Source organism: Cohnella cholangitidis (assembly GCF_014107495.1).
In the GTDB taxonomy this organism is placed as follows: Bacteria; Bacillota; Bacilli; order Paenibacillales; family Paenibacillaceae; genus Cohnella; species Cohnella cholangitidis.
In genome coordinates this window covers 2,520,497-2,544,683 of record NZ_CP041969.1, presented here as the reverse complement: position 1 = coordinate 2,544,683, position 24,187 = coordinate 2,520,497, and the positions used below count along the sequence as shown (strand labels likewise).

General features: G+C 53.5%; 25 protein-coding genes, 1 pseudogene and 1 riboswitch. Of the genes and pseudogenes, 16 read left to right on the top strand and 10 right to left on the bottom strand.

The annotated features are described in order from the left end of the window. The first annotated feature begins 30 nt into the window (after positions 1-30). The 11 genes and pseudogenes from FPL14_RS12100 to thiD all read left to right on the top strand — a co-directional run bounded on the left by FPL14_RS12100 (position 31) and on the right by thiD (position 8,662). A complete protein-coding gene (locus tag FPL14_RS12100) occupies positions 31-381 on the top strand; it encodes a DUF3243 domain-containing protein (RefSeq protein ID WP_182303171.1) in 351 nt (116 codons plus the stop codon). 123 nt (positions 382-504) lie between these two features. Continuing rightward, positions 505-614, top strand: a riboswitch (TPP riboswitch). 72 nt (positions 615-686) lie between these two features. Continuing rightward, positions 687-1,367, top strand: a complete 681-nt coding sequence (tenA, locus tag FPL14_RS12095; protein ID WP_182303170.1) for a thiaminase II — start codon at positions 687-689, stop codon at positions 1,365-1,367. Further along, positions 1,364-2,176: an ABC transporter ATP-binding protein gene (locus FPL14_RS12090; RefSeq protein WP_229263886.1), complete on the top strand. Its 813-nt coding sequence runs from the start codon at positions 1,364-1,366 to the stop codon at positions 2,174-2,176. Before tenA ends, FPL14_RS12090 begins: the two co-directional genes overlap by 4 nt. Further along, the gene (locus FPL14_RS12085) at positions 2,173-2,943 is read left to right on the top strand and encodes an ABC transporter permease (RefSeq protein WP_182303168.1); all 771 of its coding nucleotides are present in this window, start codon (positions 2,173-2,175) and stop codon (positions 2,941-2,943) included. Before FPL14_RS12090 ends, FPL14_RS12085 begins: the two co-directional genes overlap by 4 nt. A 21-nt stretch (positions 2,944-2,964) precedes the next feature. After that, positions 2,965-3,966 carry an ABC transporter substrate-binding protein gene (locus FPL14_RS12080; protein ID WP_324617906.1) on the top strand — a complete coding sequence of 334 codons (1,002 nt, stop codon included), beginning with the start codon at positions 2,965-2,967 and terminating at the stop codon, positions 3,964-3,966. A 19-nt stretch (positions 3,967-3,985) separates the two neighbouring features. Continuing rightward, positions 3,986-4,999 carry a ThiF family adenylyltransferase gene (locus tag FPL14_RS12075; protein ID WP_182303167.1) on the top strand — a complete coding sequence of 338 codons (1,014 nt, stop codon included), beginning with the start codon at positions 3,986-3,988 and terminating at the stop codon, positions 4,997-4,999. A gap of 18 nt (positions 5,000-5,017) precedes the next feature. Then, entirely contained in the window at positions 5,018-5,641 is a 624-nt protein-coding gene (thiE, locus tag FPL14_RS12070; RefSeq protein WP_182303166.1) for a thiamine phosphate synthase, read from the top strand. Positions 5,642-5,645: 4 nt separating this feature from the next. Next, the gene (gene thiS / locus FPL14_RS12065; RefSeq protein ID WP_182303165.1) at positions 5,646-5,843 is read left to right on the top strand and encodes a sulfur carrier protein ThiS; all 198 of its coding nucleotides are present in this window, start codon (positions 5,646-5,648) and stop codon (positions 5,841-5,843) included. Between the two features lie 5 nt (positions 5,844-5,848). Then, on the top strand, positions 5,849-6,628 hold the full coding sequence (locus tag FPL14_RS12060; protein ID WP_324617905.1) for a thiazole synthase: 780 nt from the start codon (positions 5,849-5,851) through the stop codon (positions 6,626-6,628). A gap of 26 nt (positions 6,629-6,654) precedes the next feature. Then, positions 6,655-7,773 carry a glycine oxidase ThiO gene (gene thiO / locus FPL14_RS12055; protein WP_182303163.1) on the top strand — a complete coding sequence of 373 codons (1,119 nt, stop codon included), beginning with the start codon at positions 6,655-6,657 and terminating at the stop codon, positions 7,771-7,773. A 29-nt stretch (positions 7,774-7,802) separates the two neighbouring features. Continuing rightward, positions 7,803-8,662, top strand: a pseudogene (gene thiD / locus FPL14_RS12050) (bifunctional hydroxymethylpyrimidine kinase/phosphomethylpyrimidine kinase). A 79-nt stretch (positions 8,663-8,741) separates the two neighbouring features. Here the strand turns inward: thiD and FPL14_RS12045 are convergent. The 4 genes from FPL14_RS12045 to FPL14_RS12030 all read right to left on the bottom strand — a co-directional run bounded on the left by FPL14_RS12045 (position 8,742) and on the right by FPL14_RS12030 (position 11,826). Continuing rightward, complete coding sequence (locus FPL14_RS12045; RefSeq protein ID WP_182303162.1) at positions 8,742-8,957, bottom strand: hypothetical protein; 216 nt, start codon at positions 8,955-8,957, stop codon at positions 8,742-8,744. A gap of 17 nt (positions 8,958-8,974) precedes the next feature. Next, a complete protein-coding gene (locus FPL14_RS12040; protein WP_182303161.1) occupies positions 8,975-9,106 on the bottom strand; it encodes a DUF4023 family protein in 132 nt (43 codons plus the stop codon). A 64-nt stretch (positions 9,107-9,170) separates the two neighbouring features. Further along, on the bottom strand, positions 9,171-9,836 hold the full coding sequence (locus FPL14_RS12035; protein ID WP_182303160.1) for a hypothetical protein: 666 nt from the start codon (positions 9,834-9,836) through the stop codon (positions 9,171-9,173). Between the two features lie 151 nt (positions 9,837-9,987). Next, positions 9,988-11,826 (bottom strand): beta/alpha barrel domain-containing protein, encoded by a 1,839-nt coding sequence (locus tag FPL14_RS12030; RefSeq protein WP_229263885.1) that lies wholly within the window; start codon positions 11,824-11,826, stop codon positions 9,988-9,990. A 296-nt stretch (positions 11,827-12,122) separates the two neighbouring features. Here FPL14_RS12030 and FPL14_RS12025 point away from each other — a divergent pair, with 296 nt between their 5' ends. The 3 genes from FPL14_RS12025 (at position 12,123) to FPL14_RS12015 (ending at position 16,380) form a co-directional block, all read left to right on the top strand. Next, complete coding sequence (locus tag FPL14_RS12025) at positions 12,123-13,274, top strand: DUF3900 domain-containing protein (protein ID WP_182303158.1); 1,152 nt, start codon at positions 12,123-12,125, stop codon at positions 13,272-13,274. 315 nt (positions 13,275-13,589) lie between these two features. Further along, the gene (tnpC, locus tag FPL14_RS12020; protein WP_182303157.1) at positions 13,590-15,062 is read left to right on the top strand and encodes an IS66 family transposase; all 1,473 of its coding nucleotides are present in this window, start codon (positions 13,590-13,592) and stop codon (positions 15,060-15,062) included. Between the two features lie 154 nt (positions 15,063-15,216). After that, positions 15,217-16,380 carry an amidohydrolase family protein gene (locus tag FPL14_RS12015; RefSeq protein ID WP_182303156.1) on the top strand — a complete coding sequence of 388 codons (1,164 nt, stop codon included), beginning with the start codon at positions 15,217-15,219 and terminating at the stop codon, positions 16,378-16,380. Here the strand turns inward: FPL14_RS12015 and FPL14_RS12010 are convergent. The 6 genes from FPL14_RS12010 to FPL14_RS11985 are packed head-to-tail and all read right to left on the bottom strand — an operon-like array spanning position 16,358 to position 20,536. After that, complete coding sequence (locus FPL14_RS12010; protein ID WP_182303155.1) at positions 16,358-17,095, bottom strand: PHP domain-containing protein; 738 nt, start codon at positions 17,093-17,095, stop codon at positions 16,358-16,360. The two genes, FPL14_RS12015 and FPL14_RS12010, sit on opposite strands and share 23 nt — an antisense overlap. 30 nt (positions 17,096-17,125) lie before the next feature. Continuing rightward, positions 17,126-17,950, bottom strand: a complete 825-nt coding sequence (locus FPL14_RS12005; protein ID WP_182303154.1) for an energy-coupling factor transporter transmembrane component T family protein — start codon at positions 17,948-17,950, stop codon at positions 17,126-17,128. Continuing rightward, positions 17,937-19,124 (bottom strand): ATP-binding cassette domain-containing protein, encoded by a 1,188-nt coding sequence (locus FPL14_RS12000; RefSeq protein WP_182303153.1) that lies wholly within the window; start codon positions 19,122-19,124, stop codon positions 17,937-17,939. Before FPL14_RS12000 ends, FPL14_RS12005 begins: the two co-directional genes overlap by 14 nt. Then, complete coding sequence (locus FPL14_RS30315) at positions 19,121-19,408, bottom strand: ATP-binding cassette domain-containing protein (RefSeq protein WP_267875415.1); 288 nt, start codon at positions 19,406-19,408, stop codon at positions 19,121-19,123. Before FPL14_RS30315 ends, FPL14_RS12000 begins: the two co-directional genes overlap by 4 nt. Before the next feature lie 26 nt (positions 19,409-19,434). Continuing rightward, positions 19,435-19,698, bottom strand: coding sequence for an ATP-binding cassette domain-containing protein (locus tag FPL14_RS30310; RefSeq protein ID WP_182303152.1), 264 nt, complete (start codon positions 19,696-19,698; stop codon positions 19,435-19,437). Further along, the gene (locus FPL14_RS11985) at positions 19,691-20,536 is read right to left on the bottom strand and encodes a DUF8171 family membrane protein (RefSeq protein WP_220471238.1); all 846 of its coding nucleotides are present in this window, start codon (positions 20,534-20,536) and stop codon (positions 19,691-19,693) included. The genes FPL14_RS30310 and FPL14_RS11985 overlap by 8 nt, the downstream gene beginning before the upstream one ends. Positions 20,537-20,744: 208 nt before the next feature. Between FPL14_RS11985 and FPL14_RS11980 the strand changes: the two genes are divergently transcribed. Together FPL14_RS11980 and FPL14_RS11975 are read left to right on the top strand one after the other, a co-directional pair. After that, positions 20,745-21,578, top strand: a complete 834-nt coding sequence (locus tag FPL14_RS11980; protein ID WP_182303151.1) for a MurR/RpiR family transcriptional regulator — start codon at positions 20,745-20,747, stop codon at positions 21,576-21,578. An 87-nt stretch (positions 21,579-21,665) separates the two neighbouring features. Next, complete coding sequence (locus tag FPL14_RS11975; RefSeq protein ID WP_182303150.1) at positions 21,666-23,987, top strand: alpha/beta hydrolase family protein; 2,322 nt, start codon at positions 21,666-21,668, stop codon at positions 23,985-23,987. Positions 23,988-24,187: the final 200 nt, after the last annotated feature.

The window sequence follows — 24,187 nt, the reverse complement described above, 5'->3', positions numbered from 1 at the left end:
CACGATCAATCCACGCTGGGAGGCAATCAGATGACAGAGCACAACCATGTCGTCGGCAAAGACGGCGATGTTAATCCGAGCCAGGTAGCGGGCGCGATTTCCCGAATCGACTCCTCGGAGAAGGAACGTATTCTTAAGAACTTCGAAGAGTTCAAAGGGTACTTAGGCAAGCGTATTAAAATGGCCGAGAACATGGGCATGGGCGAGGAACAGATCGCTAAGATCGCTCAGAAAGTGGCCGACTACTTGGCTAGCCATGAAGAACCCCGCAATAGCGAGGAGCATCTGCTTCAAGAATTGTGGAAAGTCGGCACGAAAGACGAACAACACAACCTCGCGCACATGCTCGTGCGGCTGGCTCAGTCGGAAATCAAGCATTAAGCCGTTTGTTACGAGAAGCCTCCTTCAGTACTTGAAGGGGCTTCTTTTGTCTTCGCTGCAGCATTGAAATGAAAAGTTATTCTTGCCTATGAAAATCCTGTAAGCTATAGTTGGTTTAATTGAATATTCAAGTACGGGTGCTGGATGAAGTCCGGCTGAGATAGGAAACTCGTTTTCCTGACCGTTAATCTGAACCAGGTAATGCTGGCGTAGAGAACATATCGAATCGTAACCATTCGTGTATTCTCGAATGGTTTTTTTGTATTGTCCGCGCCTGCTTCCTGAGAGAAGGAGGAACAGAAGCAATGATTCATTCAGAGGGCCGATTTAGCGACAGGCTGTATCGTTCGACCCATGAAGTATGGGAGAGAAGCCATCGGCATCCGTTCTTGATCGAGATGAGGGAAGGGACGCTGGATCCGGGTAGGTTCATTTATTACCTCAAGCAGGACTACGTGTATCTGATAGATTATGCCAAGATGTTCGCCATCGGCGGCTTGAAGTCGCCGGATCTGGAGACGATGGTCAAGTTCGCGGAGCTGTTCCATTCCACGTTAAACGTGGAGATGGAGCTTCACCGGCAATATGCCGAGCGATTCGGCGTGACGCGGGAAGAGCTGGAGAAGACCCGGCCATCTCCGACAACCGTCGCTTATACGAAGTACATGCTGGACGCTGCGCAAGGCTCGCTCGCCGAGGTGGTTGCCTCCTTGCTCCCTTGCATGTGGAGTTACCGGGAGATCGGCACCGCGTTCGCGAAGTTTCCCGGCGCGCTGGACCATCCGTTGTTCAAAGAGTGGATCCTGATGTACAGTTCCGAGGAATTCGGCGCGCTAACCGATTGGTGCATCGGCCTGATGGACCGGTTGGCGGAAGGGTTGCCCGAACGTGAGCTCATCCGATTGGAGGAGCACTTCGCGACGACCTCGAAGCTGGAATATCTGTTCTGGGATATGGCTTATCGGCAAGAGGAGTGGCCGATTTGAGCGAAAAGAATCGGAATGGTCGGCAGGTAGCGCTGTCGGTTCAAGGACTTGCCTATTCCTTCCCCGGAGAGCCTGCTTTATTCCGGGGGTTGGACTTCGAGATTAAACAAGGGGAATTCGTTAGCATTCTTGCGGCAAGCGGCATGGGAAAGACGACTTTATTCCGGCTGCTCGCGGGTCTGCTGCTCCCCCAATCCGGTACGATTGCCATCGGAGAGGCGAAAGCCTCCGCCGCCGAGGCCTCCAAGCTGGGGAAAATCGGGTATATGCCCCAGAAGGATGCCCTGATGCCATGGAAAACCGTGCTCGATAATGCCGCGTTGGGACTGGAGCTTGGAGGAACGGCGAAGCGGGAGGCCCGTCGCCGGGTGTTGGAGTTGCTCCCGGAGATGGGACTGGAAGGAACGGAAAACAAATACCCCGACGAACTGTCGGGCGGGATGCGTCAGAGGGTCTCGTTTCTGCGCTCCCTTCTGGGAGGGGGCGAACTGCTCCTCCTGGACGAGCCTTTCAGCGCTTTGGACGCCATGACGCGCGTTAGCATGCAGGAATGGCTCATGCGGGTTTGGGAGCAGCGCCGCAAGACGATCTTGTTCATAACCCATGATGCGGATGAGGCGCTGCTCCTGTCCGACCGGGTGCTCGTTGCGGCGGAATCGCCCGTTAGGGTTTTTAAAGAGCTTGAGGTTCATTTGCCCCGGCCCCGAACTTATGAAACCGTGATGGACGAGGAATTCATCGGTTTGAAGCGCCGGCTGCTCGGGCTGTATGAACGGGATTCCGGCGAATCGAAAGGAAGAAGGTTATGAGACGCAGCTTCGCGGATAGTTTGCCGGTGCTAGTCTTTCTGTTCTTATCGGCTGCCGGATGGGAAATCGGAACGACGATTTTCGATATCCCGCATTACATCATCCCTAAGCTCTCCGACGTCATGGTTTCCATAGGGGACAACGGACGGCTGCTCGGCAAGCACTTTGCCATCACCTTGGGGGAGGCGCTGCTCGGGCTCGGAATTTCCGCCGTAGTCGGTACGTTGGCCGCGGTGTGGATCGAGAGCTCCGGTTTGGCCAAAAAGACGATTTATCCGTTGATCGTCGCGTCCCAGACCATACCGATCATCGCCTTGTCGCCCATCATGGTCATGTGGTTCGGTTATGAATTAGGTAGCAAGGTGGCCGTTGTCATCCTGTTCACTTTCTTTCCCATAGCCGTGAATACGGCGGACGGGTTCCGCTCCGCCGACCCGGATATCGGGGAATGGATGAGAACGGTGGGGGCTAACAAACGCCAATTGTTCCTCAAATGGAAAATTCCATCGGCTCTGCCCGGTTTTTTTACCGGTTTGAAGATGGCCGCCGCGATCAGCGTCGGAGGGGCGACGCTCGGAGAATGGTTGGGAGGGGAATCGGGCCTTGGCATGTACACGAAGAGATCATCGAATATGTTGCGCGGCGAAGCGGTTTTCTCGGGAGTTCTGCTGCTGTCGGTCATGGGAATCGCCTTGTTCTTAGCCGTTCAGTGGGCGGAAAGGGCGGTTCTGGCCCATCGTCGATCGCAAAAAAATAAAAGATTTTAAGTTGAAGAGGGGAGTTTTACAGTGAAGTATCGTCATTGGATTAAAAGAAGTTGGTGGTCTATCGCGCTTTCGCTAGCAATGGTCGGGGTAGCGGGATGCGCCTCGAATAAGCAAGCCGAGTCCGGGCTGACTGAGCTCACCGTGCTGCTGGACTGGTATCCGAACGCGGTGCATACCTTTCTATATGCCGCCGAAGAACAAGGATATTTCAAGGACGCGGGATTGAAGGTCAAGCTTCAGACGCCGGCGGACACGAACGATGCCCTCAAGCTGGTAGCGACGGGAAAAGCGGATCTTGCGCTTAGTTATCAAATGCAGGTGGCGGTATCGCGCTCCGAGGATATTCCGATCGTATCCGTAGCCGCGATCGTCCGGCATCCGCTTAACCAATTGTTCGTGCTGGAATCGGCGGGGGTGCAAAGCCCTAAGGATTTGGAAGGCAAGAAAATCGGCTATCCTTCCCTTCCTCTCGATGAAGCCGTCGTGAATACGATGGTGAAATCGGACGGCGGAGATCCGTCCAAGCTGAATTACGTAGATATCGGATGGGATCTCATTCCCGCGATGACGACTGAAAAAGTAGACGCCATTATCGGGGGTTACGTAAATCACGAGAAGCTGTTGCTGGAGAAGGAAGGAGAGAAGCTTGCGACGTTCGACCCTTCCAAGTACGGGGTTCCGGATTATTACGAGCTCGTGCTGACGGCCAGCGAGGACGGCGTCAAGAACAATGGCGAGGCGTATAAGAAATTCATGGCCGCCGCTGCCAAAGGACAGGAATATACCGCAAGCCACCCCGAACAAGCCTTGCAGCTGTTGCTCGACAAGCAAAGCGCGGACTTCCCGTTGGATGCGGATATAGAGAAAATGAGCTTGGCAATTTTGCTCCCGCTGATGGACGCGGGTTCGGAGCCGTTCGGCATCCAATCGGAGCAGTCATGGAACTCGGTTATCGGATGGCTGACGGAGCACGGTCAACTGAAGAAGGAGATCAAGGCGGAGCAGGCATTCGTCAATTTGTGACGGGAAGGAAGACCGGCGTATGAATGAACGATATTCCAGGCAGATGCTGTTTGCGCCGATCGGCGAAGAGGGGCAGCGAAAACTGAAGGATAGCGCGGTGTGCATTATAGGAATGGGAGCTCTTGGCACCGTGCTGGCCAACCACATGGTGAGAGCCGGAGTGGGTTTGGTGCGTATCGTCGATCGGGATTACGTGGAGACGAGCAATTTGCAGCGGCAAATGCTATACGACGAAGAGGATGTGGAGAACGGCTATCCGAAGGCGATCGCGGCCGAGAAGAAGCTCCGTAAATTCAATTCCGACGTCCGGCTGGAGCCGATCGTGGCCGACGTTACCGTTCATAATATCGAGTCGCTGATTGAGGACATAGATCTTGTGTTGGACGGCACGGATAATTTTCAAACGAGGTTCCTGCTCAATGACGCTTGTTTCCGCAAGGGAATTCCCTTTACCTATGGCGGAGCCGTCAGCTCGAGGGGAATGAGCGCGATACTCGTGCCGGGCGCGACTCCGTGCTTGCGCTGCTTCATTCAGTCGGCGGATGCCGGCGGGCAAACTTGCGATACGATCGGCGTAATCGCTCCGGTCGTCGATATCGTCGCTTCCTATCAAGCGGTCGAGGCTTTGAAGTTTCTGGTCGAAGCCGGAGAGAAAAGGAGAAACAGCTTGCTTACGTTCGATGTGTGGGAAAACCGCTACTACGAGATGAAGCTCGGGGAACCTCTGAACGATTGCCCTTGCTGTCAGTTGAAGCAATATCCCGCTCTTGATTATGCCGAGCGCGAGGAGATGGTTACCTTGTGCGGCCGGGGGACGGTGCAAATCGCTGGCAACGGGCCGTTGGATCTGGCGTCGTGGCGCCTAAGGCTAGAGCCCGCGGCCGCGAAGGTTGCCGCGAACGCCTACTTGCTAAGGGCGGAGCTTCCCGAGGGCGAACGGCTTGTGTTGTTTCCGGACGGGCGCGTATTGGTGCAGGGCACGGATGATTTGATTAGGGCCAAAATTTTATATGCCCGTTATATCGGGAATTGATTGGAGGAGCCGTGGGATATGAGGGATTTTCGTTTATATGCGATAACAGGCGAACAATTTCATCCGGGACGTGACATTATCGAGGTGATGGAAGAGGCCATTCTCGGGGGAGTGGATATCATCCAGCTCAGGGATAAAACAAGCGAAAAGCCGGAGCTGCTACGAAAAGCGAAAGAGCTGCGGGAGTTGACACTCAAGCATGGCGTGACCTTTATCGTCAACGATCACATCGATATCGCGATGGAAGTCGACGCGGACGGCATTCACCTCGGCCAAGAGGATCTGCCGCTGGCGGAAGCGCGGAAAATCGTCGGCGGCAAAATCATCGGGATCTCAACCCATGCAATCGGAGAGGCGCTGCTAGCGGAGCGTCAGGGCGCGGATTATATCGGAGTCGGTCCCGTTTACCGCACCGCAACGAAAGCGGACGTTGTCGATCCGGTGACCGTATCGTACGTGCGGGAAGTGGCCCGAACGATCAAAATCCCGTTCGTGGCCATTGGGGGCATTAAATTGCGTAATGTCGACGAGGTAATCGAAGCGGGAGCGACACGGATTTGCGCGGTTAGCGAAATCGTAGGCAGTACGGACGTGAAGGGAACTTGCGAAGCTTTTCTAAGCAAGCTGAATAAGACGAGGTGATAGCGTGGAGCTCGTAATCAACGGATTGCGGCAAGAGTTGAACGTTCATACGGTCCAAGAGGTGATCGCGCACTTCGGATTGGAGGGCAAGCCGGTCGTCGTGGAAGCGGACGGAGCGGTTCTGACCAAGGAGCAATGGGCGACCGCGGAGGTTCGCCCCGGCATGCGGCTTGAGCTGGTTCATTTTGTGGGAGGGGGATGAGACAAGTGAAGAACGATGTTTGGCGCATTGGCAGCCATGAATTAACTTCCCGTTTTTTTATCGGGACGGGCTTGTTTCCGAATCCTTATGTTCAGATGGAAGCGATCAAAGCATCGGGAGCGGAGGTGCTGACCTTCGCCATCCGGCGAATCAACCTGGAAGCGACCGAGGACGATTCCATCCTGCAACATCTGCAGGAGGGGCAATATCGGTATCTGCCGAACACTTCCGGCGCGAGCACGGCCGAGGAAGCCGTTAGGATCGCCAGGCTGGCGCGCGCATCCGGCTTGAGCGATTGGATCAAGGTCGAGATTAGCGCGAACGAGCGTACGCTGCTGCCGGATCCGCTCGAGACATTAAAAGCGACGGAAATTCTCGTTAAGGAAGGCTTCACGGTTTTGCCTTACTTGCCGGATGATCCCGTCATGTGCAAACGTCTCGAAGAAGCGGGCGCGGCGGCGGTCATGCCGGGAGGAGCTCCTATCGGAACGGGATTGGGGATCCTCAATCCCTATAATATCGGCCTGATCGTCGAAGAAGCGAAAGTTCCCGTTATCATAGATGCCGGACTTGGCTCCGTAAGCGACGTGACCCAGGCGATGGAGCTCGGCGTATCCGGCGTGCTGATGAATACGCCGGTAGCCAAGGCGAGGGACCCCATCGGGATGGCGCGCGCGATGAGATTGGGGATCGAAGCGGGCAGGCTTGCCTATTTGTCCGGACGAATCTCGAAGAAGAAATATGCATCCGCGAGCAGCGGTTTCGACGAGTTTAAATTGAAATAAGGCCATAGTGGAGAGAAGGTTTCGGCATGACAGAAACGATTCTGGTAATGGGCGGAGGGGTAATCGGACTATCCTGCGCGTTCGAGCTGCGGAATCGGGGGCACGAGGTCGCCGTATTGGAAATCAACCGCTGCGGAGGACAAGCTTCCGGCGCCGCCGCCGGCATGCTGGCGCCATACTCCGAAAACGCGGAGGGGCCGGACGAATTTTTTCGATTAGGCTTGGAAAGCCTGCGCGTCTATCCCGAGTGGCAGTCGCATGTCAAACGGGTTTCGGGTATGGCCTTCGAATACACCCATTCGGGAAGCCTCTATATCGCTTACCATGAAGCGGATAGGCTGGCGCTCGAAGGAAGGATTCTATGGCAGAGGGAACACGGTTCCTCGGGTACCATCCTGGAGGGAGAAGAATTGTTCCAGATCGAACCTATGCTGTCCCGGAACGTACGAGCGGCGTTGCGCACGCCGGAAGAAAGCCATCTCTATTCCCCGGATTACGTACGCGCGCTTGAGCAAGCCTGCCGGTTATTGGGCGTGCGGATCTACGAGAACTTGGAAAAGCTGACGATAGCCGAGTGGCATAGCGAAATCGTTGTCCAAACTGCGGATCAACGCACGTTCGGCGGAGACCGGCTCGTTGTCTGTTCCGGGGCGTGGGCCCGGGAGCTTGCGGATACGTTCGGCATCGCCATTCCCGTGTACCCGATTCGCGGACAGATATGCGCGTACGAGACGGAAACGAAACCCGTTCGACATATGGTTTTCGGCAATCAGGGCTATCTGGTAGGGAAAGAAAACTCGACGTTGGTGTGCGGGGCGTCCGAGGATGTCGCGGGCTTCGACACGTCCGTAACGGACAAAGGCATCGAGCGATTGAGGAGATGGAACAAACAGGCTTTTCCTTTTCTTGCGAACCGGGTGCCTTTCCATCGTTGGGCCGGGTTGCGTCCATCGACGCAGGACGGTTTGCCGTTGATCGGACCTTTGAGCGCTTCGAACCGAGTCGTAATGGCGGTCGGCCATTATCGCAACGGCATTCTTCTGAGTCCGGCAACGGCCAAGCTTGTAGCCGACTATGTCGAGGGAAAACGGGTCCCGGATTATCATCGGGCTTTCGATCCGGATCGATTCGGAAGAAGCGATTGAAGCTGCCGACTCCTTCCATACATAGTTGCATGATAAATCATAAGAGAGAGGAGTTGAGGGTAGCCGTGGACATAAAGCTTGATTGCAAAGTGAGCCGGGCGTTAACCATAGCGGGTTCAGACAGCGGCGGAGGGGCGGGCATCCAAGCGGACTTAAAAACCTTCCAAGAGCTTGACGTGTACGGAATGTCCGCGCTCACGGCAGTAACCGCGCAGAATACGAACGGAGTGCAGGCCGTATATCCGCTGAGCCCGGAGGCGGTGATCCAGCAAATCCGTTCGGTAGGCAGCGATATCAGGGTCGACGCGCTCAAGACGGGGATGCTGTTTAGCGGGGAGATCATCCGTGCGGTGGCGGGAGCGATTCAAGAGTTCGGTTGGAAGAAGGTAGTCGTAGATCCGGTGATGGTCGCCAAAGGGGGCTCCGTGCTTCTGCAGGAAGAGGCGATACAAGCCCTTACCGGATCGCTATTGCCGTTAACCGAAGTCGTTACGCCGAACATTCCCGAAGCGGAGAAGTTGACGGGGATGGCCATCGTCACTCCATTGGATAAGCGAGAGGCGGCGAAGAGACTCGCCGGCTACGGCGTTAAATATGTCATCGTCAAAGGCGGCCACGATTCCGGAGCGGAAGCCGTGGACTTGCTGTTCGATGGCCATAGTTTTACCGAGATCGCGGGTAGGAGAGTAGATACGGCGCATACGCATGGCACCGGCTGCACTTTCTCCGCGGCTTTGGCGGCCGGCTCGCCCGGGGGATGGAAATGGAAGCGGCGGCGCGTCAAGCCAAAGCGTTCATTCAAGCCGCGATCGAAGACGGAATAAACATCGGCAACGGCCGGGGGCCTACGAATCATTGGGCTTACCGGAGAAGCTTGTCGATGGCGTAGAAAAAGAACCTTCAGCCCCACCGTAACGGCGGGTTTGAAGGTTCTTCTGTTCTTGTTGCGAGAATGCTTTAGCTTACGTCTAGCGTAATCCGCCAACGGGAGGTTCGTTATGTCCTCCATTTACAATGCCGCCAGTAGGAGGTTCGTTATGCCCGCCGTTACTAATTCCGACCGGAGGCTCGTTGTGTCCTCCGTTCGCAATACTCGCATCATCCGCAGCGCTTTTGGCAGAAGCACCCTGCACAGCCACGAACAGACTTGCCGCCATAACCGCTGCTAAGATCAGTTTGCGCATACCTTCACCTCCCTGGCCTACTTATTGGTGCTATGTTGCTTGCCCGGCAGCTTGTTGCCGGGGTCTTCCTCGTTTTGCCGTTTTTTGTTCCGTTTAGCTTTGTTCTGCGTATCGTGAAGCTTCTCGACAAATTCGTGCGTATCGTCCATGCAGGTGTAGGTCCCTCCTAAGTTGAGTTCACCTGCATACTATTCCCGAATGGACGAAATACCATTACTTGAATTCGATGGAGCTAGCCAGTTCCGCGCCGTTCTCGCCGGCGTGATAGACGGAGAGCGTTTCTTTGCCGTCGTCTACGACCAAGTAAGGGCAGCAATCGTACAGGATCAGGCCTCTAAGCTCGCCTTTCACGCGGAAGGATTCGTGGAACCCTTTTTTCAGATCGTCGAAATCGTTCGCGGTAAATACGGCGACTTCATCCCCGATTTTCTCGGCGTAGTGATGGCCGGTTCTCGTAACGACTTTATCGCGCGCGGAAGTATGGATGCGGCCGCTGTAGTAGGCATCGGTCGTGTCCTGTTCCTTGCCCGGTACAATTTTAGGCCATAGATCGCTGAATACCATGTATCCGTTCTTGTCGTTCTTGATCAGGATCATCGGGATTTGCATAGGGCCATAAGGAATGACGAACAGGTCCTGCAGATCGCCGACGCGTTCTTTGCCTTTCGTTTGGAACAATTGCCCGTCGTTGTTGTACACGAATACTTGTTTGCCGACTTGAAGAGCGGCAAAGCCGCCTTCTTTGGTCAACGATGCTTGGATAGGTTTAACTTCCGGCGGGGCGGCTTCTTTGCTTGCTTCCGCAGCGGAAGCAAGGGAAGGAACCATTAGGGCGCATATTAAGGCAGTAGCGGTAAGTAAACGAGCTGGCTTTTTCATAATGGGGAATAACTCCTTTTTTTATACGTTCGATTTGGGGAAGCCCTGCCGTGCACTGCGAAGGCTTCTATCAGATCCGTCGAGAGTTATTATATGGCAATCTTAGTAACCCCAGTAAGTTACCGTCGTCATCGTTTTGGTCATATTACAGTCATGCTACGTTTGTAATTGGTTTGTCATTTTTCATCAAATAAGGGTAGAGCAAGATCAAGCCCGCAATATAGAGGGCGAACGCGAAATAGGCGGGCAACAAGTGGAGGAAATCCGTATAACGGATATGATAATGAACGCTCAAGCCGGCTATGAATGCGGGGGAACCGCCTGCGAGCAACGTCCACCAAAGCCAACGTTGATATTGTTGCAGTCCCCATAACGCAAGTACGAGCAGCATGACGGCATTGGAGAACAAGGCTCCTCCGAATCCTGCGCGATCATGGGCGATGAGCGAAATCAGCTTCGGGTTGGCTGCGTCTAGTTGCTCCCGAGTGACGTTCATGAAAGCCAGATCCTGCGGGACGAATACGTTAGTTACCCCGACGGTAGCTATGACGATTCCGCCTATGCTAAGAGCGATGCCTAAGGAAACGAAACATAGCTGTCCCCACATGGCCAGCCGCCACTCGCGGCTATTGCGCAAATTAACGGGGGCGCGGGACGGTCGATCCGGATTTCCGCGCATCGCGAGCAGGAACATCGGGAATAGGATGGCTGCGGCCGCGGCGTGGATCGGATCGAAAAATCCGTACCCTAAATAGAGAAAAAAGCTGGGGAAACCGACGATGCCGGAAACCATTAGAGCGGTTCGCGCCCAGTGCAGGCCGAATTTCAGCCCGTTCTTGGCCAGATGATAATACAGGATGCCGATCGAGATCATCGTCCCCGCCAAAGTGATCCTGTCATGGGACATAAAGTGCAGAAGATGCTCGTTAATCCGTTGCAGCTCAAGGCGCGACATACCTAAATAAGCTTCATCGTAGGGCAGCACGACCGACGATTCCGCGATTAGCCAAGCGATGATTCCGCCGATGATCATGCCGATTCCGAGCAACGTCATCCAACCCCAGTGTTTCCAGAACGAAGGGGGTTCCGGTAACGTGGCTTCTTTAATTCGGTCATAAATAATCGCTTCGTTGACCCGCTTGGGCAGTCCTGGTCCGGCATATACAAGACCGCTGTTCAAAAGTATATTGTCGGCCCCGGCATGAAGCATATCCAACGCGTCTTGCGGTTCATGGATGGCGGCGGATGCTTTAATGAAGCTTTCCTTGGGCGCATGGGCTTTCAGCAGCCCGATTTTGGATAACGCGCAGGCGGTGGCGGAACTAGTTCGTCCTACCCTAACACCACAGTTGTCATCGTTATTATCATGCAGGGCATTCCCGATCAAGTAACCTGACCATGGAGACAAATCCGTCCCGGTTAGCGCTTGTTCGAGCCAAGGTTCCGGATAATCCAGAGGAACGTAAAGAAATAATGGCTTCCGCTTGAGCTCGCAATAGGTTCGGGCCGCTTCGGAAATTTGTTGAAGCAAGTAGAGATTATGTTCAAGCGTTCTGGAATTCGTTAAGACGTCGATATAGAAACCCGCGACTTGCGACGAGGATAAGGACGTCAGAAGGCGTTGAATTTGATTGACCGCTTGTTCGACAGTGCTGCCCGGCATCGGCGCAATTCGTACGAATTGGGGCAACCGGTGGTCGGGATTATCGATGCGCGATTGCATGTTCTCCAATCCGTCGTTCTCGTACTCGCAGGGATAAACGATCGTTTCCCGTCGCCATTGATTGTCTATGGGATCCGAATTGCGAACGGGTTGCAGGGTAACCGGTCCGATCTCGATGAAACCGAAGCCGAACTGGGAAAGGGCTTTGGGGGCGATTCCTTGCGGATCCGCGTTTCCGGACAATCCGACGGGCGTAGGCACGGGAATTCCCGCAACTCGTCCTTCAAGCAACGGCGATGGCTCCATATGGCCTAATGTTTTAATCAACAACGTTCCGCCGGGAACTCGGCTAACCCTTCTCATCGCATGGAGGGTCAGGCTTCGCGCTGCCCTTGAGGGCAACCGAAATAATAGAGGGCGGAATAACGTTTGGTAGGACCAATCGGGCACGGGCTCAACTCCCACGAATATTTTCAGAAAGAGTATATCATATCTGCTTAGGGGGCTTTCGATAGAATAGGGAACACTTTTTCAAGGGTTGTCGCGCCGGAATTAACCTGATAATATTCGGTTAGGATTTACGATAGATCTACGATAACCTACTCGTCGAATGGGAGCTTATTATGAAATTTGCCGTTCAATATTTATCGTTCTTCGTTATTCAGAATGAGGGCTCCGATCCGGATGGCCCTAAGAAATACAAGCATTATCAGACGCTTACGCATGAGGAGTACCAAGATAGCGAATTGAAGGTTTTCTTGGACGGAGAGTTCAAGCGAATCGCCAAAAGAAAAGCCGAGATCAACGCCGTATCCGAACAGGTGCCGACGAAGATCGGGCGATTCATCGTCGAGCCCGGCCACGATTTGACGAGCAATCCCAACTATAATTTGTTCCAACGGTTGAGGACCGCGGCGGATAAGGCGGAGTTTCATAACTGCGGCGATGATCTTTTGCGGATCTACATGGATACGAACTCGGTAAGGGGAGGGGCGTTCGTCTTGGCGACGGCCAAGCTGAACGAGTTGTACGATGATCCGTTTCTCTTCTTGTTCAAATGCGATTTCGAAACGAAGATCGCGCGGGTATCCGACGAGAAAAGCTTGATCTCTCAAGTGGAGATGGCGATTAACGCGAAAAACATCAAATCGATCCAGTACCCGCACATGCCGGAAGAGGGGATGCTGGAGGAGTGGGAACTGAAAATCCATCAAGCCTCCCATGCCAGGTATTTCGAGGATTTTTTGAAATACGTCAGTTACGAGAAGTCGAAGCCGGAAATCGTCGCCGATCAGGTGATGGAGATGGTCAATCAGTATATGGAGACCAAATGGCAGGGCGCGGATATTCCGTATTATCACACCGAAGATGCGGAAGAAGTCGCGGAGACGGAAGAAGTCGTCGCGATGAGGCAAGAGAAGCAGCAGTTCGACGTGTGGGCGGCAGGGGAGAAACGCGAGCTGCAGGAAAAGTGGACCCATGAGCACGTCGTGGAGGCCACGAAGCAAATCGTGGAGCTGCAGCCCGATCTTGAGCTCAAATTCAAGTTGGACGACGTGCTGATCAAGGGGCATATGGACGATTACGGCAACAACATTCATATCGCGCGAATGAACGGGCGATATATCGTCCTGATCGAAGGGGATAACTTTCAGTTCGATAAGGGAGTGTCGCCGATCGAGCTGCTGCATCCGGAAGAGATGCAGGAAGTGATGCGCCGGTTAGGCAACGGAGTTCGCAGACGGGCGAGCGGCGAAGCGCCGGCACTGGATTAAAAGGATAGAGACTGTCTCATGGAGCCGCGGCGGCTCTTGGGATGGTCTTTTTTTGTTGCGAACTGAGGAAGCCAGCATCGAGGAATAGAGGCACGCGGTGCCGTTATTTCAGGGTTTTGGGTGGGGGAACGTGGAATAGCGGCACGCGGTGCCGTTATTTCAGGGTTTTGGGTGGATGAACGTGGAATAGCGGCACGCGGTGGTTACTACTTAGGTCTCCTTAATCCAAAGGAGACTTTTTTTCTGTTTTAAAGGATTTTTGGTGCTGCATGTAGAAGTATTTCTTATATAGAATCTGTGAAGGGAGCAAGAACAATGAAGCTAACTCCGCAACAGGTATTACATGTGAGTAAAGGGGATACCGAGATTGCAGGCTTCATCTCTGCGCTTCTGGCACAAAATGAGAAACTGACCGAAATGGTAGAAACACAAGCTGTTCAAATTAATAAATTAGAGAAGCGTGTGCACGAGTTAGAACGACAGCTTGGTCAAAATAGCAATAACAGCAGCAAACCGCCATCGAGTGACGGACTGCGAAAAAAGAACAATCTGCGTCAGCCTGGGGGTAACAAAGGAGCGCCCAAGGGGCACGAAGGCCACACGCTTCGTTTTAGCCTGGTGCCTGACGAAGTCATCGTTCATGCTTTGCCTGCTTGCAAGAACTGCAAGCTCTCCTTAGCGGATGTGCCTGTGCAAGGCTGGATCAAAAGACAAGTACTTGACTTACCTCTCACTCCGCTTGTTACCACCGAACATCGCGTAGAAGAAAAGCGCTGCCCGTGCTGCCACACGTTGCAACGGGCCGAGTTTCCTGCTGCGGTGAAGGCACCTGTACAGTATGGGGATAGCTTCGCAGCATGGACGGCTTATTTGAGCGGCTATCAATTGCTGCCCTTGCAACGCATTACACAATTCTTTTTCGATCTGACCGGGTATCGCCCTAGCCAAAAGACCTTGCTTGAACAACTGAAGAGCATGGCAAACTGTATAGCAGAACAGGAGCCGTTGATTCAAGCGCATCTTCGCAACGAGCCTTTCATCCATTGCGATGAAACGCCCATGCGTTTGAATGGGAAACAGCAGCATCTTCATACGCATTCGAGCGCCAAATGGACGTTGCTGCATATGAACGAGAAGCGATGCGGGCCAGCAATCGTAGAAATGGGTGTATTGCCCACTTACACCGGAATTGTGGTTCATGACTGTTGCACGGCCTATTTCAAATCAGACTTCAAGTATTCCCACGCTTTGTGTAACGCGCATCTCATGCGGGAATGCCAGGGGATTGCTGATCACGATAAGCACCAGTGGCCCGTCGACATGAAAGAGCTGCTTCGTCGAAGCTGGGGGTTGGCCAAAGAGGCACGAATTGCTGGTATCCCTTTGTCGGATAAAGTCCTCGCCGAGATCGACCAGCAATACGACGACATTTTGGCGTTAGGGAAAACGGAATGGGCCAAAGATCTGGTGCCTGAGAAAACAGGGCCTCGCGGACGAAAATGCAAGAGCAAAGCGGCAAATCTTGGACATCGGTTCATAAAACACAAAGGGGCGATTCTTCGCTTTCTTTATGATGTGCGTATTCCTTTCGATAACAACCAGGCAGAACGCGATATTCGCATGTCCAAAGTGAAACAGAAAATATCCGGATGCTTTCGGACGGCTCTTGGCGGAAAGCAGTTTGCCAGTATTCGCGGGTTTATTTCCACACTTCTGAAACAATCTCTTCCTTTGCATGATTCACTCATATCCGTTCTTCGTGGACAGTTTCGGTTTAGGACTACCTAAGTAGTAACCACGCGGTGCCGTTATTTCCGGTATTTGGGTGAGAGAACGTGGAATAGCGGCATGAGAACGGTACGTAGATAACCATCGCCTACTTTTCCACTAAAAGGTATAATTGGCATGTATATATCCAAGGAAGAAACGGGGAATCGACGCGATGGCGGAACATTCGAACTGGCGGGGAAAGGTGCTAGCGGTTGTGATCCTGCTTATAACAGTGAGGTTATTGGTATACGGCATTCGATTGTACGATCAAAGTAAGGATCCGGGTCCTGCGGCGACTCAGGCGATGGAGAGCGAGCGCCCGACCGAGTCGCAGACGGCATCCGCGGACGTATCGGAGCCGGTCGAGTCGAAAGATCCGAAGAAACAAGCGAGATTAGAGAAACAAGCCCTGGCCGACAAATATGCCGATCTTGGGGTGATCGACGTACATAATCACGATGCCAACAAATACTTGCTGAGTTTCTCTGCATGGGACCGTTATCACGTGAACAAAATCGTTCTTTTCGGAAATGTATCGGAGCCATCGGCGAAGATCACCGATGCGCTTGCTTGGGGAGCATATCGCGCTTATCCGGATCGGATTTATCCGTTCTTCTCCGGGTTTGACATGAACGAGCCCGAAGGGCTGGAAACCGTACGCAATCAATTGGAGAACGGCTATTTGGGAGTGGGCGAAACGGTCGCGGCTTCGACTCACTCGCCCGTAGTTTCTAAGGTGATTTGGAAAGCGAACGACCCAATGGACGGCAATCTGCCTAAGGTTTACGAGCTGTGCGCCGAATACGACGCTCCGATCCTGCTCCATATCGATCCGCCCAACGGGTTGCCGGTTCAGAAGCTGGAAGAGGCGTTGGAGCAATATCCGGACACTCTGTTTATATTCGGGCATGCCAACGTTTATCAGGACGCTGATTCGATCGGGAAACTGCTGAAAGCTCATCCGAACCTCTATATCGATTTTTTTGCGGGTTTTACGTCCTATAATGCTAGCAGTCCGTACAAAACGGAATCTTATATCGATCTTATCGAGCAGTACCCGGACCGCTTCTTCCTGAGCACCGACGGAGCATTCGACATGACCTACGACGAAGCGATTCCGGCGATGTACGAGACGATCGATCTGTTGAAGCCCGAAACGAGGAAGAAGGTCGCGAGCGACAACTTCCAGCGAATCATTGACGCCCAGCGCCCGACCAAGACGCAGTTGGAGCGGTTAGAGAAGCTTGGCGGCAGCAAGGAAGCGGGCATCGATCCCGCAACGTTGAGCCGCCATGAAATGAATAAGCTGCTGTTTAAGCTCGACCCATCAGCTTGATCGTTCTCTTGATCATCTTCGCGGCGGATACCTTCAATCCGATGATCGGCGAAACCTCGATACTATAAAGACCTTCGTGCACGCAGCAGCGAATGTCGTCGATCGTCCTGCAATCGCGATGGAAGTTGTTGCGGACGGAGCCGAATTGAATCGGGTGGTGGGAATCGCTGCCGGCTACGATCGGCTTGCCCAGCTGCTGCGCGAATGCTTCGAGTTCCGCGCGAGTGCGCGTTTCCCTTCCGTTCAGATCCAGAAACTCGAGGCGGTTCAAGAGGGAAGGGTCCAGATGCGTCAAAGGCGTAGAGCGGCGGGTAGGGTGCGCTCCGATCTTCAATACGTTATATCGATCCGCAAAGTCGAACAAGTCTTGGCCGTGCGGGAACGTATCCTTGTCTTTGTTATGGGCGAACTTCTGCTGGATGGCGCGTATTTCCGACCGTTCTCCGATGAGCAGGATGTGGCCTTTCTCCCGAATGTCCATCTCGATGCCGCAGAATACGCGGAAGCCGTCCACGTCGTAATAGTGATCCCGATAAGGAAGCTCGCGATCCAAGGTGTCGTATATTTCGTGAAAGTTGCGGGTGTTGAAATGCTCGGTTAACGCCGTTGCGTGCAACCCCGCTTTTCGTGCCGCGCCGATCATTCGGTAGAAGTAGCTGAGGGAGAAATCGGTTTTTTTGCTCAATTTCGTATGGGTATGAAAATCGATATACATGTAGGAGCATCCTTTCGCGTGAAGAGTTATTTATAGGGAATAGATCTTACTGGCCCAAACGGCGGCTGCGATGTAGAAGATCGTCAACAGGCAGAAGAGACCGTCGATGGGACGCACCGACATCCGGGACAGCTTCAGCCTGCGGGCGTCTCCGCTGACCAGCGTATACGTGAATCCTCGCATTTCCAGCGCTTCGACCGTAGTTCGGACCCGTTTGGCCGTATTGAGCAACGTAGGATAGAAGGCGAGGACGCATATTTTACAGAAGTAGTAACCGATTCTCCAAGACAGCCAGCCCTTTCGGGTCGGGGGAGCGCCTCGCATGCGATAGGAGGCGAATACGTCCTGGTACTGTTCGACTAGAATCGGGATCATGCGGTAACCGTACGAAATTCCGAAGCTGAACGGGGCCGGGACCTTCATGGCAAGCAACGCGTCGCTTAGTTTCTCGGGATCGATGCTCGTGAACACGGCCACGCTCGCCAAGCCCATGATTAGCAGCTTCAAGGTTAAAGTGATCAAAGCTAGGAAGGCCTCTCCGTTCCCTCCCAGAAACAATGCCAGTACGCCTATATACACCAAGTTCATAAAAGTGCTGAACGCCATGAGGAATAGAATCAAGCCGCTGACTCTAGAGGTTAGGGCAAGCGTCAGGGAAACGGCGAATAAGGCGACTAAGACGGTCCTGTCATAGAAGAACCAAGGGCTGATCGTAAAGAAGGCGTACCAGATTAGGAGCACCCTTGGATCGATTCGGCTTAAAAAAGTGTTCTTATTCCCGTATGCGGTGCGCAACAACGTCATCTTCAATTGCTCCAGCGTAAACCGCGACATCCACCTTTCAATAAGAGACAACTTGTCTCACCTCCGCATCCTCATCTTTAATAGGCCAAGCGGCGCGTTCAAGGAATTGTTCCGGGCTAAGCGCGGGCTGCGTCCATCCAAGCCGAGCGGATAGCTCGACGACTTGAGGCGCCATCAGCCCCCACTTGCTCCAATAAGCTTCTTGGGAGAATAGCTGTTCGGGTGAAAAGTCGGCGACGAGTTTGCCGTGATGCATGACGAGCACTCGATTGGCCCATTCGGCTACCAACTGCATGTCGTGGGTTGCGATAACGACCGCTTGAATCGTATCCCCTATCCTTTCGAGCGTTCCGATCGTCTCTTTGCGGCTAACGACGTCCAGGCTGGCGGTCGGTTCGTCCAGCAAGAGCAGCTTGGGCTGCATCGATAGTCCGATCGCAAGGGAAGCCCTACGTTGCTGTCCTCCGCTGAGAAGCCTTCCGTCGCGCTTTTGAAGCTCATTCAAATGCAACTGCGACAGGAGCTGTTCGGTAAGCCGCTCGGTGAAATCGCGCTTGCGCGCCTTCGGGAAGTAGGCGATATCGTCGCGAATGTTGTCGCAGATGAACATGTTCTCCGGCTTCTGATAAATATAAGCGACTTGTCCTGCCGTCTGTTCCGGAGAGAGCTTGCGCAAGGATTGTTCATAGAGATACAGTTCTCCTTGCTGAGGTTTCACGAGCCCGGTCATCATTCGCAGCAGCGTCGTTTTGCCCGCTCCGTTGCCTCCGACGATCGCCACCCGTTCGCCCGGGCGGATGGACAAGCTAAGCTTCTCGAATACGGTATGGCCCTTTTTATCCAAAGTCGGATAGACGTACGTCACGTTGTCGTAACGAATGATGGGCTCTCTAAAAGACGGCGAGTCCGGTTTAGGTACGGGAGAAGGCCTACGCTCTTGAATGCCCAAGGCGGCAAAGGAAGCCGCCCCTTCTTCCAGAGTAATCGGATAACGGGATTGTTCGCGTCTAACATCTAGAGAATAGGCGATTTGCGTAATCTGCGGCGGGAAAATCTGATGCGCCCGCAATTCTTCTACGCTGGATAATGCATCTTCGACCGGCTTATGCCAGACGACCCTGCCTTCGGATAAAAGCACGACGTCGCTGCAGTATTTGGCGATCCATTCCGTGTGATGCTCGATGACGATGACGGTTTTGCCCTCGCGCTCATTGAGTTGTTTCAATAAAGCATAGATACTCTCCGCATGAAACGGATCCAGCTCCGCGGCGGGTTCGTCGACGATAATGATGTCGGGATCCAAAGACAGGCCGCGGCGATCGCCGTAATGTGTTTCTGCCCGCCGCTAAGCTGCCAAATAAAGCGATCCTTCAGGTGGGAGATGCCTAGCCGTTCCAAAATGCGGGTCGCGCGTTGCTCGTAATCGGCATGTCCGAAATTCATCGGCGCGAATATCGTCTCTTCCCATACGGTCGGCCGCACGAGCTGGTTCTCGAAATCCTGGCACACGTATCCGATCCGGTAAGCGAGCTCGGCTACCGACGTCTGTTGGGTGTCGACCCTTCAACCTTAACGATACCCTCCAGCTCTCCGGAGTAATAATGGGGAATCAGGCCGGTCAGCGCTTTGCAGAGGGAGGACTTGCCGCTTCCGTTGCTCCCGATGACGGCCGTGAACTGCCCCTTGCCTACTTGAAGATCAAGCCCGTTCAAGGATGGGCGGTTAGCGCCGGGATAGCGGAAGCTCGCCCCTTGGATCTCTACGGCTAACTCGGCAGTTCGCAACTGACGATTAAGCATGGCGGGAAGGGGTTCTTGCGCCGCCCGCCGTTCTATTTCTGCGGGAGAGCAGGAACACGACGAGAGCGACGAATGCGGCAATTCCGATTCCAAGCCAGATGAAGCTTGTGCCGAATCGGTCGACGAAGTCCGGCTTCCACTCGCCCGTGCCGTCCGTCATCTCGCTCAACATGGCGAAAGCCGCGGAAATACCGAGGACGATGACCGAGACTAACGCTAATCGTCCGGCCGCGGCTCCGACTGTAACGTCGCGAGGCTCGCGAGGACGAATGCCCATAAGCGGTTCGATCTTGCCGAACATTCGGGGGACCATGTAAAGAGCGGGAATAATGCCGAACAGAATGCCTGCGACGAGCCATTCCACGCCGTTCTCGATCAGTTCGAGTACGACGATGCTCTGCGGCAAGCCCTCGATCGCCTCCAGCTCCGCGACTCCGAACCAGACCTTCATGACGTCTAACGCGCCGCTCATGAACTGATCGATTCCGATGCCGATCATGCCGGCTATGGCGACCATTTTCCGATTGGATGGATCCTTCACGAGCAGCCCGGCAACCCATAGTCCAACGAACAAGACGAGGAAGCCGTCAAGCTCGCCGATTCCTCCGAAATCGCCCATTAGCAGGTCGCCGAACACTAGTTCGCCGAACGAAGCCCCAAGCGCCGCATACAAAGGATTGAATAACATGACGAGGATAAGCCCGACGAATCCGAAGTACGGGATGCCGATCTCGACCGACCCGACCGAGACGTCCGGGATAAGCTCCGTTACCAGATCCGATAAGCCGAATACGGCCATAGACAGGACGAACACCATAATATTGTGGGTTTGCTTCAAGACGATTGCCTCCTTTGAATTTGGCCTTCCTGATTTCAGTTATACGGGGCGAATGTTAGCGGAGGATTAATGGAAAAAACAAAATTGTAAAAAATATTTCATTTTATTTTACGATGTAAATTTATTTACAGATCAGTTGTGCGCCGAAATTACGAGGTGTTATGATGGGGAGAGATCAGCCTGCATTCGGGGAAACGGAGCCGCAACGATGAGAGAGTGGTTGAACCAGAAAGATCATTTTACGCAGAGCGACAGGAAAATCGCGGACTTCATCGTGAAGAACGAAGAGAAGCTGTCTTTTCTGACCGAAACGGAGATCGGAGATCAGTTGCAGGTAAGCGTTGCGACGGTATCGCGGTTCTGGCGTAAAATCGGGTACAAAAATTTTAAAAGCTATAAAATGGAGCTTGCGGATTTAAGAGAGGTCACGCCTGCCGATAAAATGAAAAACCTGCTTACGCAGGTCGGGGAACAAGATATCGCGGGAATGATCCTGTCTCGTGAAATCGAATATATCCGGACGACTTTTCAGCTATTGGATCGCGGACAGTTCGATCGCGCGGTTCAATGGATAGATGATGCGCCGCGGGTGCATATTCACGGGGCCGGACCGTCGGCGAGCCTGGTCGAGTTGTTGAGATTCCGGCTGAATCGGCACGGCAAACAAGCGGCCGTGCTGCCGAGAAGCGGTTCGGAGTTGTTCGAAAGCTTGGTGCACGTCCAAGCGGGCGAGCCTTTTATCGTATTCGGATTTTTCCAATCTTCCCCCGAGATCGAGGTCATTCAACGGTTCGCAAGCGATCGGGGGAACCCGGTCATTCTGTTCACGGACTTGACCGTTTCGGAGATGATCGATCGGGCGAGCTGCGTCCTGTACGCTTGTCGGGGCGAGACGAAGCAGTTCCATTCGGTCTCGGCGCCTGCCGCTTTGGTAGACGCCTTGTTCGTAGCGCTGTCCATGAAGGACGAGCCGGCATCCGTCCGTCGGTTAAACGATCTGTACGAACTGCGCAAACAATATCGTCATCTGCTGCCGAAGTGATTGCTAGACTTTGGAGTTCGTGGGCATCCGCGAAAAGGTTTATAATCTACATGAACGGAAATACAGAATTCATTTGAGGCGAAAGCTATGAACCTTGAATATATCGAAATAAGCAAGAGCAAGAGAATAGCGTCATGGCTGAGGCAAAGACTGACGGGGACGTATGCGTTGGATACGGGGGTAAGCAGATTTATCGTCGTTTCCATGTGGTTGTTCAGCTGTTTGGCGGTCGCCGTTGCCGCAGTCGGGATGCCTACCGGCTTCGGCGTAACGTTCGACGTCGTAACGGGAATGGCTTTGAACACGGTCGCGCTTGCCATAGCTTCTGCAGGAATAGGAGGCGTCTTGGCCCTTCTCGGGCTCGGAATCCCTCGGTTCACGGCAGGAAGCTTCATCTATACGGGCGTGCTTGTCTATTTCGTTCTATACTTTTCCGAGTTTGGTTGGAAAGGCGCGCTTATTTACTCGACAGCCTGTACGTTTGTGGTGGCTGCTCTAGGTGCGCTGACGGGAGCGATTGGGCGACTGAGGCCAACAAATAGAAAAGCGGCGCTCGTCTCGCTTGCGGCGCTTATTGTCGTCGCGGGATATGCATTGGCGGGTTTTCCGCGACTGCTGCCATCGATGTCGAATTCTCAAGCGGATGAGGACAGGGCCGACGGAGCAGACTATGCGAAAAGCAACGAGGTGCGCGCGTCGGGCGTGATTCTCCAAGACCCATCGCTTGCCGGCGATTATCCTTATCGGTTTTTCACATATGCCAGCGGGGAAGATCGTCATCGCTCCGAGTTCGGACGGAAAACGGACGAATTATCGTCATCTGTCGATGCATCGGCTTATATAGAAAATTGGCCATGGCTAAGGAGTCGATTCTGGGGATTCGACGAGACGCGGCTGCCGCTCAACGGAAGAGTGTGGATGCCTGATGGAAAAGGGCCGTTTCCTCTCGTTCTCATGGTCCATGGCAACCATCTGATGGAGAAATTTTCGGACGGCGGTTACGAATACTTGGGCGAGCTGCTTGCCAGCAGAGGGATTATCGCGATTTCGGTCGACGAGAATTTCCTTAACTATTCCGTATGGTCGGGCATTCCCAAGCAAGACATGAAGCTGCGCGCGTGGATGCTGCTGAAGCATATCGATCAAATTCAACGGTTCAGCGAGCAGTCCGAATCTCCGTTTTTCGGTCGGGTTGATTTCGAACGGATTGCTCTGCTTGGGCACTCCCGCGGCGGCCAGGCGGCGGCAATGGCTGCGGGAAGAAACCAGTGGTTTGCCGATGATGACCGCGGCTTGCCGGAAACGGGCAGTTATTCCATTCGGGCGGTCGTCGCGCTTGCGCCTACGGATACTGCCGTGGAGGACAAGTGGACGGAGTTGAGAGACGTTTCTTATCTAACTCTTCAAGGAGCGAAGGATGCCGATCTGGTCAATTTCTACGGCGATCGTCAATATGGGCGAATTACCTTTGCCGAAGATGCGGAATCGGAGGCTTTCAAAGCCTCGCTCTATATAGAGGATGCCAACCACAGCCAATTTAATACGGAGTGGGGAGAATCGGATAACGCATGGCCGGCCGGTTTATTCATTCGTCCGAAGGAATTGATCGAGCCGGATGAACAACGTCGGATTGCTAAAGCCTACGTATCGGCCTTTCTGGAGACGGTTCTGAACGATGACGAACGTTATGAGGCTTTGTTTCGCGATTATCGCAACGGGTTAAGCTTCCTGCCGGATACGCGGTATTTCAACCAGTACGAGAGCGGAAGTTTTCGGCGCATCGCCGATTTCGCGGGGGATGACCGGACGAATCTGTCGCCCGGTTTAAGCGCGGAAGCGGCCGATCTGACCGATTGGCGGCACGCGAATGCCATGAACCGGCAAGGGAAGGGCAAAGGGGATCGCGGAGTCGAGCTTGCGTGGGAGGAAGAAGGCTCTTATACGATCCGTCTGAGCTCCGTTGCAGCTAGCGAAATGGACAACGAAGACATCTTAATGTTCTCTCTAGCCAATATGGGGCTGGATTTGGAAGAAGAAACGAAAGAGGAAGCCGAGGAGCCTGCGCAATGGGAGGCATTGGAGGAAGCGATAGATTCCAGGTTATCGATAGAAGTTGAATTAGAGGATCGTTCCGGCGAAGCCGTGAGGCTGTCCTTGGACGATTTCATGGAAACGGAGCCTCAAGTAGCGACCGAGTTCACTTGGTTGCCGGGAATGGAGTCCGTGCTAAGCGAAGGGAAGTTCAAGGATGCCGAGGAGCCGGTATACCAAACCTACGAGCTTCCGATCGAGGCTTTCCTCAAGGCGAATCCGGACTTTGATCCGGAGGAATGGGCGCAAATTACTTTTTACTTCAACGAAGGCCCGGGGAAGATTATGTTGGACGATCTGGGCTTGATGGCGGGGTAATTTAAAGTTGTAGAAATGGGTTTAAAGGGCAGCCGAAATCGGCTGTCTTTTTACTGGTCAAAATAATGGTTTTTTCAAAATGTACGCAAATTCGATAAATTTAGTGTTTTAACTGGAAACAATTATGGTACAATGTGGACTGGTTCTATTGGGTAATTATGGGATTTGATATTATGCTAATCATGGACAAGGACTTGGGG